The organism is Flavobacterium sp. N502536 (genome assembly GCF_025947345.1).
Lineage (GTDB): Bacteria > Bacteroidota > Bacteroidia > Flavobacteriales > Flavobacteriaceae > Flavobacterium.
The window spans coordinates 496,921-512,969 of the sequence record NZ_CP110011.1; the positions used below are offsets into that span (position 1 = coordinate 496,921).

Consider the following 16,049-nt stretch of genomic DNA (forward strand, 5'->3'; position numbering starts at 1 on the left):
GATGAAAAAATGCATCAGCCAGCCTTAGTCAGAACTTAACTTTCATATAAGATGAGGTAGAAAAAAATACATCAACAGAATATTCAGATCACAACTTAGGTAACCGATGTATACTGTTGAATCAAATCCTTAAAACTCGTTGAGTAATGTAGATAGGATTTGAGTTGCCACAAAATGGCAGGAAGATTTTAAAACGATTGTAATCATTTACACCAGTCTGACTTGCAAAGGAAAGGTACCAACTGTCAAGTAAACTGTAGTTTGTTGCAAAAAACTTATTCGTAAGTCCATCTTTAAGATCATCACTTCCAAGATATTCTTCTTCAGTATCAATATCAGCATCTTCAATAATTGAACTGCCTTGTTCCTGATTGGTGAATTTTACCCGGTGCTTTTTCTCAAGATTATGAGGATGAGTATCTTTAGGAGTACCCGCATTAAGATATTGCCCTCCGCCTAACAGAAGCAAATTCATGAATACTAAAAATACTACTAACTTTCTCATTTGGGTGCGAAAGTAAGGAAAGTATCGAAAGAAAAAAAGATTTTTTTATAAGCTTTAACATTTAAAAAAGGCGAAAACGTTTTCATGATTTTATTACACACTATTTCTGATAAAAAAATATCGTTTTTTGCTAAAAAATCATAAAAAATTAAGTCCGTATCAGAATCGAATTAATAAGGTTCTTAAAATCAATAAAAAAACATCAAAATCGCAAATATCTGACCCTGTATGTTTTATTCCGTAAAATTCATTTTGTTTCCTAGAGCAAAACTTTCATTATGGTAAATTCCTGTCCTGCTTTTCTAAAAGTCTGATGGGTATCTATCAATCCGAATTTCTCATAAAAAGATTTTTTACTGCTTCGTGCATTACACCAGACTTTTTTCAAATTTTTCTCTTTTGCCAACTTCAAAATGTATTTTACAAGTTCAGATCCGATGCCTTTTCCCTGATATTCTTCCAGAGTTGCCAATTTTCTGAACTGTAGTTCGTTATTATTCACAAAACAAGAAACTATTGCCACTAATTTTTCTGCAATAAAAACACCAAAATGCAGTCCTAAAACATCTTCTTCTAATTGCACAAACTCAAAAGGCTGATCCGGCCACATCACTTCATGTCTGATCTGCCAGGTCTGAGAAGCTTTAATTGCTTTGATTTTCATTGTTTAACTTCTTTTGGATTGCATCAAAATTACACGATTTTACAAATATATTTTATTCTTCCCCGAACAATCCCAAATTATTCATTATCAAAATCCTACAACAAATCAATCGAATTATAGAAAAATTGATTTTAGCAGAAATATTATAGTAAATGCAAACGGGTTTCATAAAAAAAGGGAATCAAAATTGATTCCCTTTTTTACTATTCTACTTTAATGTAAAACCGCTCCGTATTGTCGCTGGTTATTTTTTCGATAACTCCATCAGTCACTTTGCCCACATTGATGACATGCAGCTCATCTCCTTTTTCATTTATCGTACAATTCCAAACGGTTCCGTCGGATAAAATAATGTCTGAAAACAAGGCATCTGTGTTCTCTTTGTTGTAATACACTAATTTCTCAGACTTAATGAGTTTTTTCTCCTGCGTTTTCTTATTTTTCTCATAAGAAAAGATTTCACCGTCTTTGATTTCAATTAACTCATCAACCTCTTTTTGTGAAGTCGTTGTCGTTTGATTGGCGGCCCAAACTGGCTTATCTCCAATCATTTTCCAAGTCCCTACAGCCAGCTTTAAAAGGTTTTCTCTCAAAACTGTTCGTAAAGTATCTACTTTTTTAATCGATTCCTGACCTATTGTATTGTCAGGTTTAATTTTGGAAGCAACGTAAAATAAATCAATCGCTTTCTTATAATCTGCCTTTTCGTAGTAGTCTAAAGCCAGTTCATATCTGCTCTTCTGAAATGCGATTTTAGCGTTGTTTTGAGCAAAATTTTTACAAGTGATTAATAAAACAATAAAAAATAGTTTCTTTTTCATTAATAATTCAGGGTTTTCATTTTTTTGCAAACGTAGTTTTTTAATATTAAACTTCCGCTTGATTTTTAACTTTTTTTTAATTCAAATGTAATAAAAAACTTACCTAAAATAAACCTGAAAAAAGTTAAATTTTAAATCACCCTGTGTTTATTGCTATTATCCAGTGATTTAGCTTAATTTAGACCGAAAATAAATTTAAGATCTCTATTGCCTTCTCTGTGTCTTTTTGGGCCACAAAAATATGATCGTGGTAAAATGCAGCCACAACATTACAGCTTATTTGATGCTCTGAAAGTGCTTTCGAAAATGCAGCTGTTAAGCCAACTGCTTCTAATGACGAATGTATAGTAAGTGTTATCCAGGACATTACAACGGAATACTCCAACTTTAAAGCCGCTGCCGCTTCTTTTTTCAAAATCAGTGTGATGGCTTCTTTCTCTTTAAAAAACATCACAACATCATTCAGTTCAATACCTTCTAATTTTTCGACTTTACAAAAAACATAATCCCCTGCAATATGTTCCGGTTTCATGCTTTTAAGCAATTTTTGCAAATCTTTTTCTCCTGACATTTTAAGTTATTGTTAAATCGATTATTTTAGTTTTTCGAGTTTTCCTCTTGCTTCCGAAAAGTTTTTATCCAATATCAGCGCCTTTTCATAACTGACAATGGCATTTTTCTTATCGCCATTTGCTTCATAAAAATCTCCAAGCGAATCATACACATTTGGGCTTTGAGGATAGTTGGCCACATTTAACCGGAACAGATAACCTGCCAGCTCCATATCTTTTTTACCCAAAGACTGATAGCCATACGCATTTACCACGTTCTCGGGAACGCTTACCTTGTACCCTAAGTGTTTTGATACATTTTCGAAATGCTTTTCAATTTTAGTAAAAACAGCTTTATTAAAATTAATTTGCTCCGGTATCGAAAGTTTTAACTGATTGAATTTAAACAAAAAACGAAGACCGTCATAGGTTGCAATCAACGGCACAGATCCATGATTATCATCGTTGTAATATTGGTATTGATAATTCAGTCCGCTCTTTTTATTCTTGTTCAGAAAATCATTGAAATCTAAAATGGAACGAATATGTCTGGTAAAAACCGTGGTATCTTTTCGAACTTTTACCACATTCATACTATCATCCATTGTATTAGCCGCTGCCATAAATAAGGAAACATTTGCCAGTTTTTTGTTTTCTATTTTTTTTTCAGTTTCAGCTAAAAATTGCTGATGATCCCACCACATACTTGGATCAATGGCAAGATACGCATTGAACAAATTAGTATGATTGGTCAGGATATTCAATGCTGTCAAACCTCCGAAAGAATGCCCGATCAGGGTTTTATAAGGCGTCGTAGGATATTTACCATCGATATACGGAATCAATTCTTTCTCCAGAAATTCGACAAATTTTTCTCCTCCACCAGATTGGTCACTTAGGCTTTTTGGTACAAATGGTGGATCAACCTCCGAATGTGTAGGGGTTAAATCGCGATTTCGATTGGTGTTCGTAATCCCCACTACAATCATTTCCGGACAATTTGTATTTCCGTTTACTTCGCTCATTTCTTCAATTATTCCAACAACCGAACTAAAGTGTCCTTCGGCATCAAGTAAATAAACGACCGGATATTTTTGTTTTGCAAGACTCGCATTTAGCGCGCTTTTGGGAAGGTGAATCCATATTTTTCTGTTTTCGTTCAAAACTTTAGAAGAAATACTATCGATCGTTCCTATTTCAATTTTATTTTTTTGCTGTGCAAATGCAAAACTAGTTAGCAAGGTGAATAAACTGAGGAAGAGTATTTTTTTTCTAAAAACAATTTGTAAGCTATCCATTTCTTATTGAGTTTTTTCAATTCGTTACTAAAAATTCAAAATTTATTATGCTGCTTTTACAAAACAAAGCAGTCGCCTTCTTAATTGAAAAAGGCGACTGCTGTTGTATTTTTTTTATTTTACTGACCAGGTATTGTCATTAGGAGTAGCATCCATAAAAATACCGCCATCAAGCACTACTTTTTTGATTTGCTTATTGCCTTTTAGGATAACGGCAGTCTGTTTTTGATTTGCCTGCCAAACAGCCGGTGTCTGATGAACCGTTTCTGTGGTATTATCTGCGTAGGTCACAATCACATCAAACGGAATTGCAAAACCACCAACATTGGCTACCGAAACAACATTTTTAGCCACTTTTTGAACAGAAAGATCTAAGTAATTATTCGTGAAAAACCAGTTGTTAAAAAACCAGTTCAGGTTTTTACCCGAAGCTGTATTGAACGAATTAAAGTAATCCCATGGAACCGGATGTTTACCATTCCAATTGTCCATATAAGCGTGTAATGCTTTTTTAAATAAATCATCACCAAGCAAGTCCTTTAAAGCCAAATAGGACAAAGAAGCTTTTCCGTATGAATTATTGCCATAACCAGAATCTGATAACTGCGACGACATCGTAATGATAGGTTGATCTTCTTCTGTAGAGGGATCATTTATATATTGTTCTACTCTAAATTCTTTATAAAACTTATCAGCCGCTTCTTTTCCGTGCTCCGCGATTCCTATTAAATATTCAAAAGTTGTCGCCCAGCCTTCGTCCATAAACGCATAACGTGTTTCGTTGATTCCCATATAAAAAGGGAAATAGGTATGCGCTACTTCATGATCCTGCACCAATTGTGCAAAAATAGGGTCATTCATTTGCGAGTCATTACACATCATTGGGTATTCCATATCGGCAAAACCCTGAAAAGCCGTCATTTTAGAATACGGATAAGGTACTCCCGGCCAATTGTGTGAAAAGAAATCCAGAGCATATTGGTTGTACTTAATAGAATTTTCAAAATCGGTTCCTTTTACATCATAAGCCGCTTGTATACTCGCACGTCGCTTTGTTTTTTTATCTACAATTACACTTCCTGCATCCCATAAATAATGATCGCTCAAACCAAAACAAACATCTGTAATGTTTTTAGCTTCAAACTTCCAAACGTTCCAGTCACTTTGTTTTGTTACCACACCGCTTTTCATTTCCTGCTCATTGGCAATGTGTAAAATTTCATCTGTCAGGTATGACTTTTTTAGACGTGCAGCAAATTCAGGCTGTAAAACTTCATCCGGATTCAATAAATCTCCCGTTCCGTAAACCACATAATTTTTAGACGCCTTTACAGAATAGGTATAATCATTAAAATCATTATAAAACTCCTGTCCAGAAGTATGTGGCAGGTTATCCCATCTGTTGTAATCATCAAAAACAGAAACACGAGGATAACTATACGCTACAAAAAAAGTAGTGTTATCGATCTGCCCTTCTCTCCCGCTCACTTCTGATAACGGATAATTCCAATCGATAGCAATTGTAATTTTACTATGTGGCGGCAAAGGTTTCTTCATTTTTACATTCCCAACTGTCCCCCAGCTTTTAGCATCTTCTTTGTAGACTTCACCTTCGATTTTCAAATTCGTAATTGTCAGACCTTCTGTAAAAAAACCTTCACTATTTAATACCGCTCGTGGCGAGGTTTTTTTATGAATATTATTCACAAATCTAATTCGCAAAGTTCTCAGTGTATCATTACTATTGTTTTCATACACTATCGTTTCAGTTCCGCTAACGACTTTCGTATTGGCATCTACAGTCAAAGCCATGTCATATTTACCATGATTTTGCCAATAATTTTTCCCAGGTTTTCCATCCATAGAACGAACACCCTTAGTATAAGACTCTTTAACATTCCTTGGCATGTAAAGTTCCTGTGCGAAACTATTTTGCATTAAAAACAAAAAGGCTATAAATAGCAATTGAGGTGATTTTTTTTTCATAAAGTTGTTTTAAGATTTTGGTGGTTTGATTGATTATACTGGTTAGATGATTTTTTTTACTTTAAGTTACACTTCTTTTAAAATTAATTATTAAAAATAAACAATAAACTTAAAACGGCAGCTACTCAGAAAATCAAAGATTTAAAAAACAAAAACCGTCCAATTCAAAAAGAAAAAGACGGCTTCTACAATTAATATATAACTCTGATCACTACAAAATATAATCGGTATTAATAAAATTTGATTCTTTGCTATTTAGCAATTCCTGCAAAATTTCATTATTGTAAGCGATGTCTTTTGAAGCTACAAACGTACGAATGGAGAACGAACGCAAAGCATCCGGAATACTTAAAGTTCCTACCGCAGAATCTTTACGGCCTGTAAACGGAAAGGCATCCGGGCCTCTCTGGCACGAACTGTTCAAATTTACTCGGCACACTAAATTGACCAAGGCATCAATAAGCGGTGCCAAAGTTTTAATATCTTTTCCAAAAAGACTCACCTGCTGTCCGTAATTGGATTCGGCCATATCTTCAAGTGGTTCGTTAATATCTTTAAAAGAAATAATTGGAACTACGGGTCCAAATTGTTCTTCGTGATACACTCTCATTTCTTTGTTTACCGGATACAAAACAGCCGGAAAAATATAATTATCGGTGTGTTTCCCTCCTTTTTCATTCAGTATTTTTGCTCCTTTATGGGTTGCATCGTCAATTAATCCCTGAATATATTTTGGTTTTTCTGTTTCGGGAAGCGGTGTTAAAGCAACTCCTTTTTCCCAAGGATTACCAAATGCCAAAGCGTCTACTTTTTCAGCGAAACGTTTATTGAATTCTTCGGCTATAGATTCGTGCACGTACAATACTTTTAAAGCCGTACAACGTTGCCCGTTAAACGATAACGTTCCTGCAATACATTCCTGAATGGCCAGATCTAAATCGGCATCGGGTAAAATAATCGCCGGGTTTTTAGCTTCCAGACCTAAAATCAAACGCAATCTGTTTTTATTGGGATGCTGGTCCTGTAAAGCTATAGCCGACTTACTGTTTCCAATTAAAGCCAAAACATCAATTTTACCTGATTTCATTATCGGTGACGCCACTTCACGGCCACGACCGTAAACGATGTTAATTACACCTTTTGGGAAACTGCTTCTAAATGCCTCCAACAAGGGCGAAATACATAAAACACCATGTTTAGCAGGTTTAAAAATCACCGTATTTCCCATAATTAAGGCAGGAATCAACAGCGAAAAGGTCTCATTTAAAGGATAATTATAAGGGCCCAAGCACAAAACTACTCCAAGAGGTCCACGACGAATCATAGCATTTACACCCTGCACTTTTTCAAAATGTGAACTGCGTCCGTTTAGTTCCTTATAACTGTCAATTGTATCCTGAATGTATTCAACGGTTCTGTCAAATTCTTTTTGCGAATCGCCAAGGTTTTTTCCAATTTCCCACATCAAAAGTTTCACTACCTCTTCACGGGTTTCCTTCATTTGTTTTACGAAGTTCTCCATGCACTTAATTCGGTCAACTACCTTCATCGTTGGCCATAACCCCTGACCTTTATTATAAGCCGCATTGGCAGCTTCCACCACTTCGGCAGCTTCTTTCTCTTCCATGAACGGAATTGACCCTAATAATGTTGGCGCGTATTTTTCTGTAGATGAAATGGTAGAAAAAACGGGGGTTGTTTGTCCTGTCCACGGTTTTAATTCTCCATTTACCAGATAGGTATCCTGGTTTATCAAATCTTTAATTTGAAATTCTTCGGGTATTAAACTCATAATTTGGTCTTTTATAGTTTGGTTATTAATAGCGTTTTAAAAAGAAAAAAGAGGCTTTTTAGGCCTCTTCTTCTGTCTTATGGGTTTACGGTTTCACCTTCCCAATCCAGAATTCCACCAAGCAAATTGTAGGCATTGTTAATCCCTAACTCATTCATAATCTGACATGCTTTGGCACTTCTGGCACCAGAACGGCAATACACATAATAATTTTTGTTTTTATCAAGCTCCTCGATTTCATAAATAAAGCCTTGTCCTTTATTGATGTCGATGTTTACGGCATTTTGAATGTAGCCGTCATTAAATTCGTCTTCAGTTCTTACGTCCAGTATAACTGCATTCTCGTCAGCAGCCAGCTGATTAACCCAATCTTCTTGTGATAAATTCATAATAAATGTGTTTTTGTAAAATTACGACGTTTCTATTAATTAAAAACGTGCCAAATGCGATTTCGATTATTATTCTCAGAAAACGTTTTAGAGAAAGTACTATAATCAGTGAAAAACAAATTTACTTACTATTTTTAAAAATATAGCCTATAAAATCGATAGAAAATAGGATTTATTCATTTACACAAAACACCTCTTAAATATAATTTTCTGATAATTTATACCATTGAAATCTCCTATCTTTGTAATAAATTATAGGTTTTAATTTTAATTTAGTAAAAATGTTCTTCAAGAATGTTTTTTTGCCACAGCTTAAAAGGATTAAAATGTTCGCCACGAATTGCACAAATTAATTTGTGAAATTTGTGGCAAAAAAGTATTACCCAGTTCAAACCGTAAAATCCATGGGCATTAATTCCCTCCTATTATCAATGCAAAACTCACTAAAAAATATATTTCCTAATTTCTCCGACGAACTTATCAGAACCATTGAAGAAAACGGAAGTCAGCAGGATTTTGAAGCCGGAACCATTTTAATGCGTACCGGACAATACATTAAAAACACCGTATTGATCACCAAAGGAAAAATTAAAATTTACCGTGAAGGTGAAGATGGAGGTGAATTTTTAATGTACTACCTGCAACCCGGACAAGCCTGTGCCATTTCGATGATCTGCACCGCTAAAAGCGAAAAAAGCCAGATTATGGCAAAAGTAGTCGAAGATGTTTCGGTTATGATGATTCCCTTACAAATGATGGATAAGTGGATGATGGAACACAGAAGCTGGTACGAATTTGTTATCGATACCTACCGCAGCCGCTTTGAAGAAGTTCTTGAAGTTGTAGACAATATCGCTTTCCGGTCTATGGATGAGCGTTTGGAATTTTACCTCAAACGACATTCGGATGCCTGTGGCTGCTCGGAAGTAAATCTCTCTCATCAGGAAATTGCAACTGAATTAAATACGTCTAGAGAAGTAGTTTCCCGATTACTCAAAAAAATGGAACAAAGAGGTCTGGTCAAACTCAATCGCAATCAGATTGAATTACTCAACACGAATTTCACTAATTAACACGAAGATTTTTTTTGGTTCAACTACTATAATAGACATTGATTACCCGTTCCTGCAAAGTAGAAAACCTTCAAAGCATTTAAACTACCTTACTATGACAGTACATTAGTGCCAATTAGTGAAATTCGTGTTTAATACTACTTATGTGATAAATGTTACTGTGCGTTTCTTTTAAACCAAGCATCTTTGCGTTAAAACAACTGCAATGGAATATTTAGGTTATATCGCTTCAATCATTATTGGAATTTCACTAGGCTTAATTGGTGGTGGCGGATCTATACTAACCATTCCTATTTTGGTGTATCTGTTCAAGGTAAATCCGGAACAGGCTACTTCTTATTCCTTATTTATTGTGGGATTAACTGCTATGTCCGGGAGTTACAGCCATTACAAAATGGGGAATCTTAAATTAAAATCGGCATTGTACTTTGCAATTCCCTCTGTAATCTCCATTTTGATTATTCGCGAGGTCATTTTTCCAAAAATTGCCTCTACCCTGTTTTCTATAGCTTCCTATTCTGTTTCGAAAGATTTTCTCATCATGATTATCTTTTCTGTATTGATGATTACAGCGGCAATTTCAATGATCCGAAAAAACAAACCCGAGATAAAAGCAACCGAAACCAATTATTTACAGTTGAGTTTAATAGGCTTCATCGTTGGAATCATAACTGGTTTTCTGGGTGCCGGCGGTGGGTTTTTAATTATTCCCGCGTTGCTCTTCTTCGCTAATTTACCCATGAAACAAGCCGTAGGAACTTCGTTGCTGATTATTACAATTAATTCGTCTATAGGTTTTGGAGGAGATTTATACATCGGAACTCCAATCGATTATACCTTTTTACTGGGAGTTTCTACAATGGCACTCTTTGGGATGTTTATTGGAAGTAGGCTTTCTAAAAAAATCGACGGAGCAAAACTAAAACCTATTTTCGGATGGTTTGTTCTTGTAATGGGATTTTATATTATTACAAAAGAAGTTTTGTTTTAGAATTTATTTTTTCTCGCAGATAAAGCAGATTTTTATTTTAGTTAAGTGTAGAATATCTTTACTTAAGATGTAAAAAAAGTATAAAAACTCTATTTTTAGACCAAATAATCACAATCATTGTCATTTCGACGAAGGAGAAATCTCCGCGAGAAGCTCGACAAAGATTGACTTTCGTTGCGGAGTTACTTGCGGAGTTTCCTCGTACCTCGGAATGACAAAAGTGCGCGAGCTAACTTTACACTTAAGCCTTTTTTACTTCCACCAATAATAATAGTTATGTTGACCGTCGTATTCAAAACCACAACGTGGATATAACTGGTTGCCTATATCATTTGTTTTTTCGGTTTCGAGCATCAAGCCACAAGCATTGGTTTCCTCACACCATTGTTTGCTGCGATCAATTAAGGCCACAGAAAATCCCTTACCTCTATAATCAGGATGCACAAAAAGATCATTTAACAGCCATAGTCTTTGCATTTTAGTAGAGCTAAATATTTTATAGAGCTGCACAAAGCCAACCGCTTTTCCGTCTGCAATCGCTAAAAAAATATCCGACTCATTATGTAACAATCGTTCTTTAAGAAATGCTTTGCCTGCCTCAACATCAGATTTCTGACGATAGAAAACACGATAGAGGTCAAAAAGTTCGGCTGTTTCATTAAGTTCTTCTAAACTTGCTTTTTTGATTTGGTAATCCATTATTTTAAATTTTGAAATTAAAAAAACAAAATTATTCTAAAACTTAAACTCTTTTATAGTCCAGATTTCATAAAACGGGACCGTCCAGAGTTTTGGTAAAGTTTGTAAAAAAAGGTTTTACCCAAACTTAATAATTTGATTTAAAAAACCTCTTAACTACTATGTTGGTTAAAATTAAAGGCTAGTACTGTAATTAATTCGTGAATTACATCGCCCGTTCGCTATCCCTTGGATCATGGCTAAAAAATCAATGCTCCCCATACCCAATATCATCCATCTTCCCGCTAAAAACGCGGTATTGAATAATAAAATAGATAATCACCAGGAACAAAGCGATAAAAAACCAGCTCATTCCGGCATTCAATCCGTATTCGCCGGCGGCAGTGTTATAAATGGTTAACGATGGATTTACAGTATTGGTAGAAGGCAAAACATTTGGAAAAATGGATACGGCAGTTGAGGCGAACCCGCCCACCAGAAACAAGGATGAAAACAAAAATCCGTAACCGTCTTTTTGCCACGTACGTACTTTAAACAATCCCAAAATTCCAACAAAAGTCATCAGTGGAAAAAACCAGAGAACCGGATTTTCTATAAAATTATGAAAAGGCTTTGGCTCAATAAAATGCCAGATTTGCAGTGAAATACAAACTAGAACCAACAAGACAATATTCAGTTTGAAAACAACATTTTTAAGCTGTGGATTCAGAGCCGAATTGGTTTTAAAGATAATCCAATTGGCACCGTGAATGGTTAAGGCAACTACACTCACGATTCCCAGAAAAAGTGTAAACCAGTCGATAATTCCCAATTCACTTGCCTGTGGACTAAAAGTTGGATTCCACAATGGCAAAAAGAAATAATGTGCCTCCTGAGTCGAAACGCCGTTAGTTACCATTCCGAGGTTGACTCCGCGCACGATATTTCCCAAAGCAATTCCGAAGAACAAAGCCAAAAGTAAACTTGCAATTCCGAATGCCTTGTCCCAAATCGTCTCCCACATCGGATGGTGTACCTGTCCGCGCATTTCTAAACCAATCGCACGGAAGATAAGCAGCCATAAAATCATAATCAGGGGCAGGTAAAATCCGCTGAAAGAGGAAGCGTATAAAGTAGGGAAAGCAAAAAACAAAACACCACCCGCAGCGATAATCCAAACTTCGTTGGCATCCCAAAACGGACCAATTGCATTGGTTATTGCCTTTTTATCTTTTTCTTCTTTGGCAAAAAATAAATGAATAATTCCTGCTCCAAAATCATAACCGTCTAAAACAATATAAACGGCCAAAATTCCCATTAAAACTACGTACCAAAAAAATTCCATACTTATTTATTTTCAGTTATGACTTCAGTGTGAGGTCCTTTATTGATGATTTTTCCAATTAAAAGCAAAAACAGCATTCCAAGTAAAAGATACAATCCTATAAAACCCAGTAAAGTAAACAGGGTATTTCCCGAAGAAACGGTTGGAGAGGCACCCGCTGCGGTTCGCATTAAATTATAAACCAGCCAGGGCTGTCTGCCTAACTCGGCCGTGTACCAGCCAGTCGTATTGGCAATGTACGGAAACGGCATCATAAAAAGCAGCGACCAGAGAATCCACCTGGTTTCATACAGTTTGCCTCTGATCAACTGAAGCAAAGCAAAGGACATCAAACCAATAAATAACGTTCCAAGTCCAACCATAATATGATAGGCATAATACAAACCTGAGATATTTGTGGGATGTAAATCTTCTTCAAACTGATCCAGGCCTTTAATTTCCTGCTCCCAGTTTCCGTAAGTCAGGAAACTCAGGATGTTTGGAACGGCGATCTTATTGTCCAGTTTTTTATCTTTAACATCGGGCTGACCGATTAAAACAATTTCAGAACCCTTTTTCTCCGTATGGAAAATTCCTTCCATTGCGGCGAAAGTCACAGGCTGGTATTTCACCACATTTTTGGCCAATAAATCTCCAGTTGGAACAGCTACAATCATGCTGGCTATCAATCCGAAAATTACTCCCGTTTTAAGAAATAGTTTTCCAAAAACAATGTTCTTTTTGCTTAGAATGTAAAAAGAACCTATTCCCGCTACAACAAAAGAACTTGTTACTAAAGAGGCGGCCTGATTGTGCAAATAGGATGGCCATAACCACGGATTTAGAAACAGCGCTTTGAAATTGGTCAACACAAATTTTCCGTTCTCCAAAATCTCATAACCTACAGGATTCTGCATCCACGAATGTGTTGCAATGATTAAATAACCACTGGCCCAGGAACCAATACAAATTAGCAATCCGGTAACAAAATGCCATTTGTGTCCCAATAACTTTTCTCCGAACAAAAACAGTCCTAAAAAAGAAGATTCTAAAAAGAACGAAAACATGCCTTCCATGGCTAATGTCTGACCGATAATTCCTCCGGTTAACTCAGAGAATTTTGCCCAGTTGGTTCCAAACTGAAATTCCATCGGGATTCCGGTTACCACTCCCATCGCAAAATTCAGAGCGAAGATTCTCATCCAAAAATGGGTGGCGTGATTGTATTGTTCGTTTTTAGTTTTGAGGTATTTCCATTTGAAGTAAACAATGATCAACGAAAGACCCATTGTAAGTTGCGGAAAAAGATAGTGGAAAGTAATTGTGAAGGCAAATTGCATTCGGTCATAAAAAAGCATTTCTTCCATAGTGGTAATTTATTTATGAAGTCCCACAAATTTACCCATTAAAACCCGAAATCCCTGCCTTTAAAAAAAGTTTATCGACCGATATTTGTTAAACTTTTCAACAATTAAAAGATGAAAGACATCCTTCTGTTCTATCGCAACTTCCTCCACATTTGTCATTTCGACCGCAGGGAGAAATCACATGCGATGATCGATAAAGATTGGCGATTTTGATTGCGGAGTTTCTTGTGTGATTTGCTTCGCCTGTTCGCTATCGCTCGTGTCTCCCTTCGATCGAAATGACAACATTGCGCATAACTAGTAATGGAAACTATACTCAAAAATTTTACTCCTTTTTTAAAATCCCTTTCTCAACACTTTCATTTATCAATCCTTCGGCGTAATTCCATAACGTTGCTGAACCTTCCTTTATAACACTCTTTTTTTCGTAAACCTTATTATAGTTCACGCCAAACTCTTTCCAGGTTCCGCCGTTATTAGACGTATTTTGCAATAAAGGCTCCAGTCTGTCCATTGCTTTTGCAAATTTTGCTTCGTTGGTCTGACCTGCTTCAAACTCTTCCCAAATCGAAATTAGTTCTTCGGCCTGCTTTTCCGGAAGCAAACCAAAAATGCGATTCGCGGCTAATCGTTCCTCTGCTGTATTATCATGATTTTTTTGCGAATCGTATATAAAAGTATCTCCTGCATCGATCTCTACAATATCATGGATTAAAACCATTTTTATAACTTTCAAAACATCAATGGGCTCATCTGAATGTTCTGCCAAAACGATCGCCATTAAAGCCAAATGCCAGCTGTGTTCTGCATCATTTTCATTTCGGTCACTATGAAACAGCTTTGTTTTGCGCTGAATGTATTTTACCTTATCAATTTCTTTTATAAAGGCAATCTGACTCAATAAATCTTCTGTGTTCATCTGTTTAACTGTTTATTTGTTTTAAAATGACATTCGTCATATGCAAAATTATAAGTTAAAGCTTAATTGCTCAAGTTTAACTCAATTAATATAACATCTATGTCAAAATCTGCCTTTTTTTTCACACAGAAATCAAATTTCTGTAACAATAGTCACTTAATTTCCCGAAAAACAGACTTACCTTTGTGCCACATTATTTTAGATTTCACATCATGAAAATAGAACAAATTTACACTGGCTGTTTAGCTCAGGGTGCCTATTATATTACTTCCGACGGAGAAGCGGCAATTATTGATCCTTTAAGAGAAATTCAACCCTATTTAGATCGTTTAGAGCGCGATCAGGTAAAGTTGAAATATATTTTTGAGACTCACTTTCACGCCGATTTCGTTTCGGGACATGTTGATTTAAGCAAAGAAACTCAGGCGCCAATCGTTTACGGGCCTAACGCAACCTGCGAATTTGACTGCATTTCAGCAAAAGACGGACAGGAGTTTAAAATTGGAAAAGTGACTATTAAAGTATTGCATACTCCAGGACATACTATGGAAAGCACTACTTTTTTACTTGTTGACGAAAACGGAAAAGATCATGCCATTTTTTCTGGAGATACCTTATTCATTGGCGATGTTGGACGTCCGGATTTGGCTCAGAAAGCAGCCGGAATGACACAGGATCAGTTGGCCGGAATTTTGTTCCATTCGTTGAGAGATAAGATCATGACTTTGGCTGATGATGTGATCGTATATCCTGCCCATGGTGCAGGAAGCGCTTGCGGAAAAAACATGAGCAAAGAAACCGTTTCAACTATAGGAAATCAAAAAGCGACCAATTATGCGTTGCGCGCAAATATGACCGAAGCGGAATTCATTATCGAAGTTACCGATGGCTTATTGCCTCCTCCATCCTATTTCAGCATGAATGTTGCCATGAACAAGCAAGGTTACGAGAGTTTTGAAACTGTTTTGCACAACGGAATGAAAACGATAAAAGCGGAAGAGTTTGAAGCTGTAGCCGAAGAAACAGGAGCTCTGATACTGGATACCAGAAGTGCTGCCAATTTTAGCAAAGGTTTTATTCCACAAGCGATTAACATTGGAATCAATGGTGATTTTGCTCCATGGGTGGGTACTTTAATTGGCGATGTAAAACAGCCTATTGTACTCGTAACCGAAACCGGACTTGAAGAAGAAACTGTAACTCGTTTAAGCCGTGTAGGTTTTGACTCGATTATTGGTCATCTCGAAGGCGGTTTTGAAGCCTGGGAAAAAGCCGGTTTTGAAATTGATACGGTTAACCGAATTTCGGCCGATCAGTTTGCAGCTGAGTTTAAACCCTCTGAAGACAAAGTAATCGACATTCGCAAAGAAACCGAATACAGCGCAGAACATATCGAAGATGCGTACAGCAAGCCCCTCGCTTATATTAATGACTGGGTAAAAGACATTAACCCCAACGAACATTTTTATCTGCATTGTGCCGGAGGCTATCGCAGTATGATTGCAGCCTCAATTTTACAAGCTCGTGGTTTCAGAAATTTTAGCGAAATTGAGGGCGGTTTTGGAGCCATTTCAAAAACAGAGATTCCGAAATCAGATTTTGTTTGTCAAAGTAAAGTATTAAAGTAATTATATAAAGGTGCTAAGCTACTAAGGCTCTAAGGTTCTGAGAATTTTAACCTTTAATCTTAG

At 36.2% G+C, this 16,049-nt stretch carries 15 protein-coding genes; 3 read left to right on the forward strand and 12 right to left on the reverse strand.

Annotated elements, in window-relative coordinates:
* Positions 1 to 121: 121 nt before the first annotated feature.
* From OLM61_RS02120 to OLM61_RS02155, 8 genes are all read right to left on the reverse strand, one after another.
* Complete coding sequence (locus OLM61_RS02120) at positions 122 to 505, reverse strand: hypothetical protein (protein ID WP_264524884.1); 384 nt, start codon at positions 503 to 505, stop codon at positions 122 to 124.
* A 259-nt stretch (positions 506 to 764) separates the two neighbouring features.
* Positions 765 to 1,169: a GNAT family N-acetyltransferase gene (locus OLM61_RS02125; RefSeq protein ID WP_264524885.1), complete on the reverse strand. Its 405-nt coding sequence runs from the start codon at positions 1,167 to 1,169 to the stop codon at positions 765 to 767.
* 203 nt (positions 1,170 to 1,372) lie between these two features.
* On the reverse strand, positions 1,373 to 1,990 hold the full coding sequence (locus OLM61_RS02130; protein WP_264524886.1) for a hypothetical protein: 618 nt from the start codon (positions 1,988 to 1,990) through the stop codon (positions 1,373 to 1,375).
* Between the two features lie 178 nt (positions 1,991 to 2,168).
* On the reverse strand, positions 2,169 to 2,561 hold the full coding sequence (locus OLM61_RS02135; protein ID WP_264524887.1) for an ACT domain-containing protein: 393 nt from the start codon (positions 2,559 to 2,561) through the stop codon (positions 2,169 to 2,171).
* A 21-nt stretch (positions 2,562 to 2,582) separates the two neighbouring features.
* On the reverse strand, positions 2,583 to 3,839 hold the full coding sequence (locus tag OLM61_RS02140; protein ID WP_264524888.1) for an alpha/beta hydrolase-fold protein: 1,257 nt from the start codon (positions 3,837 to 3,839) through the stop codon (positions 2,583 to 2,585).
* A gap of 114 nt (positions 3,840 to 3,953) precedes the next feature.
* Positions 3,954 to 5,825 carry a M1 family metallopeptidase gene (locus OLM61_RS02145; protein WP_264524889.1) on the reverse strand — a complete coding sequence of 624 codons (1,872 nt, stop codon included), beginning with the start codon at positions 5,823 to 5,825 and terminating at the stop codon, positions 3,954 to 3,956.
* Between the two features lie 211 nt (positions 5,826 to 6,036).
* Positions 6,037 to 7,617 carry an NADP-dependent glyceraldehyde-3-phosphate dehydrogenase gene (locus tag OLM61_RS02150; RefSeq protein WP_264524890.1) on the reverse strand — a complete coding sequence of 527 codons (1,581 nt, stop codon included), beginning with the start codon at positions 7,615 to 7,617 and terminating at the stop codon, positions 6,037 to 6,039.
* 77 nt (positions 7,618 to 7,694) lie between these two features.
* The gene (locus OLM61_RS02155) at positions 7,695 to 8,006 is read right to left on the reverse strand and encodes a rhodanese-like domain-containing protein (RefSeq protein WP_173966399.1); all 312 of its coding nucleotides are present in this window, start codon (positions 8,004 to 8,006) and stop codon (positions 7,695 to 7,697) included.
* 431 nt (positions 8,007 to 8,437) lie between these two features.
* Between OLM61_RS02155 and OLM61_RS02160 the strand changes: the two genes are divergently transcribed.
* Both OLM61_RS02160 and OLM61_RS02165 read left to right on the forward strand, forming a co-directional pair.
* Entirely contained in the window at positions 8,438 to 9,079 is a 642-nt protein-coding gene (locus OLM61_RS02160) for a Crp/Fnr family transcriptional regulator (RefSeq protein ID WP_264524891.1), read from the forward strand.
* A gap of 205 nt (positions 9,080 to 9,284) precedes the next feature.
* Positions 9,285 to 10,070: a sulfite exporter TauE/SafE family protein gene (locus tag OLM61_RS02165; RefSeq protein WP_264524892.1), complete on the forward strand. Its 786-nt coding sequence runs from the start codon at positions 9,285 to 9,287 to the stop codon at positions 10,068 to 10,070.
* 252 nt (positions 10,071 to 10,322) lie between these two features.
* On the opposite strand, the gene OLM61_RS02170 is transcribed toward OLM61_RS02165, so the two are convergent.
* The 4 genes from OLM61_RS02170 to OLM61_RS02185 form a co-directional block, all read right to left on the reverse strand.
* Positions 10,323 to 10,769 carry a GNAT family N-acetyltransferase gene (locus tag OLM61_RS02170; protein WP_264524893.1) on the reverse strand — a complete coding sequence of 149 codons (447 nt, stop codon included), beginning with the start codon at positions 10,767 to 10,769 and terminating at the stop codon, positions 10,323 to 10,325.
* 247 nt (positions 10,770 to 11,016) lie between these two features.
* Positions 11,017 to 12,093: a cytochrome d ubiquinol oxidase subunit II gene (gene cydB, locus OLM61_RS02175; protein ID WP_264524894.1), complete on the reverse strand. Its 1,077-nt coding sequence runs from the start codon at positions 12,091 to 12,093 to the stop codon at positions 11,017 to 11,019.
* Between the two features lie 2 nt (positions 12,094 to 12,095).
* Positions 12,096 to 13,439 carry a cytochrome ubiquinol oxidase subunit I gene (locus OLM61_RS02180; protein WP_264524895.1) on the reverse strand — a complete coding sequence of 448 codons (1,344 nt, stop codon included), beginning with the start codon at positions 13,437 to 13,439 and terminating at the stop codon, positions 12,096 to 12,098.
* A gap of 325 nt (positions 13,440 to 13,764) precedes the next feature.
* Positions 13,765 to 14,358 carry an HD domain-containing protein gene (locus OLM61_RS02185; RefSeq protein WP_264524896.1) on the reverse strand — a complete coding sequence of 198 codons (594 nt, stop codon included), beginning with the start codon at positions 14,356 to 14,358 and terminating at the stop codon, positions 13,765 to 13,767.
* 212 nt (positions 14,359 to 14,570) lie between these two features.
* Between OLM61_RS02185 and OLM61_RS02190 the strand changes: the two genes are divergently transcribed.
* Entirely contained in the window at positions 14,571 to 15,986 is a 1,416-nt protein-coding gene (locus OLM61_RS02190; protein ID WP_264524897.1) for an MBL fold metallo-hydrolase, read from the forward strand.
* Positions 15,987 to 16,049: the final 63 nt, after the last annotated feature.

Coding starts and splice junctions, on each gene's coding strand:
- OLM61_RS02120 (WP_264524884.1), bottom strand. CDS start 505: ATGAGAAAGTTAGTAGTATTTTTAGTATTCATGAATTTGCTTCTGTTA.
- OLM61_RS02125 (WP_264524885.1), bottom strand. CDS start 1,169: ATGAAAATCAAAGCAATTAAAGCTTCTCAGACCTGGCAGATCAGACAT.
- OLM61_RS02130 (WP_264524886.1), bottom strand. CDS start 1,990: ATGAAAAAGAAACTATTTTTTATTGTTTTATTAATCACTTGTAAAAAT.
- OLM61_RS02135 (WP_264524887.1), bottom strand. CDS start 2,561: ATGTCAGGAGAAAAAGATTTGCAAAAATTGCTTAAAAGCATGAAACCG.
- OLM61_RS02140 (WP_264524888.1), bottom strand. CDS start 3,839: ATGGATAGCTTACAAATTGTTTTTAGAAAAAAAATACTCTTCCTCAGT.
- OLM61_RS02145 (WP_264524889.1), bottom strand. CDS start 5,825: ATGAAAAAAAAATCACCTCAATTGCTATTTATAGCCTTTTTGTTTTTA.
- OLM61_RS02150 (WP_264524890.1), bottom strand. CDS start 7,617: ATGAGTTTAATACCCGAAGAATTTCAAATTAAAGATTTGATAAACCAG.
- OLM61_RS02155 (WP_173966399.1), bottom strand. CDS start 8,006: ATGAATTTATCACAAGAAGATTGGGTTAATCAGCTGGCTGCTGACGAG.
- OLM61_RS02160 (WP_264524891.1), top strand. CDS start 8,438: ATGCAAAACTCACTAAAAAATATATTTCCTAATTTCTCCGACGAACTT.
- OLM61_RS02165 (WP_264524892.1), top strand. CDS start 9,285: ATGGAATATTTAGGTTATATCGCTTCAATCATTATTGGAATTTCACTA.
- OLM61_RS02170 (WP_264524893.1), bottom strand. CDS start 10,769: ATGGATTACCAAATCAAAAAAGCAAGTTTAGAAGAACTTAATGAAACA.
- cydB (WP_264524894.1), bottom strand. CDS start 12,093: ATGGAATTTTTTTGGTACGTAGTTTTAATGGGAATTTTGGCCGTTTAT.
- OLM61_RS02180 (WP_264524895.1), bottom strand. CDS start 13,439: ATGGAAGAAATGCTTTTTTATGACCGAATGCAATTTGCCTTCACAATT.
- OLM61_RS02185 (WP_264524896.1), bottom strand. CDS start 14,358: ATGAACACAGAAGATTTATTGAGTCAGATTGCCTTTATAAAAGAAATT.
- OLM61_RS02190 (WP_264524897.1), top strand. CDS start 14,571: ATGAAAATAGAACAAATTTACACTGGCTGTTTAGCTCAGGGTGCCTAT.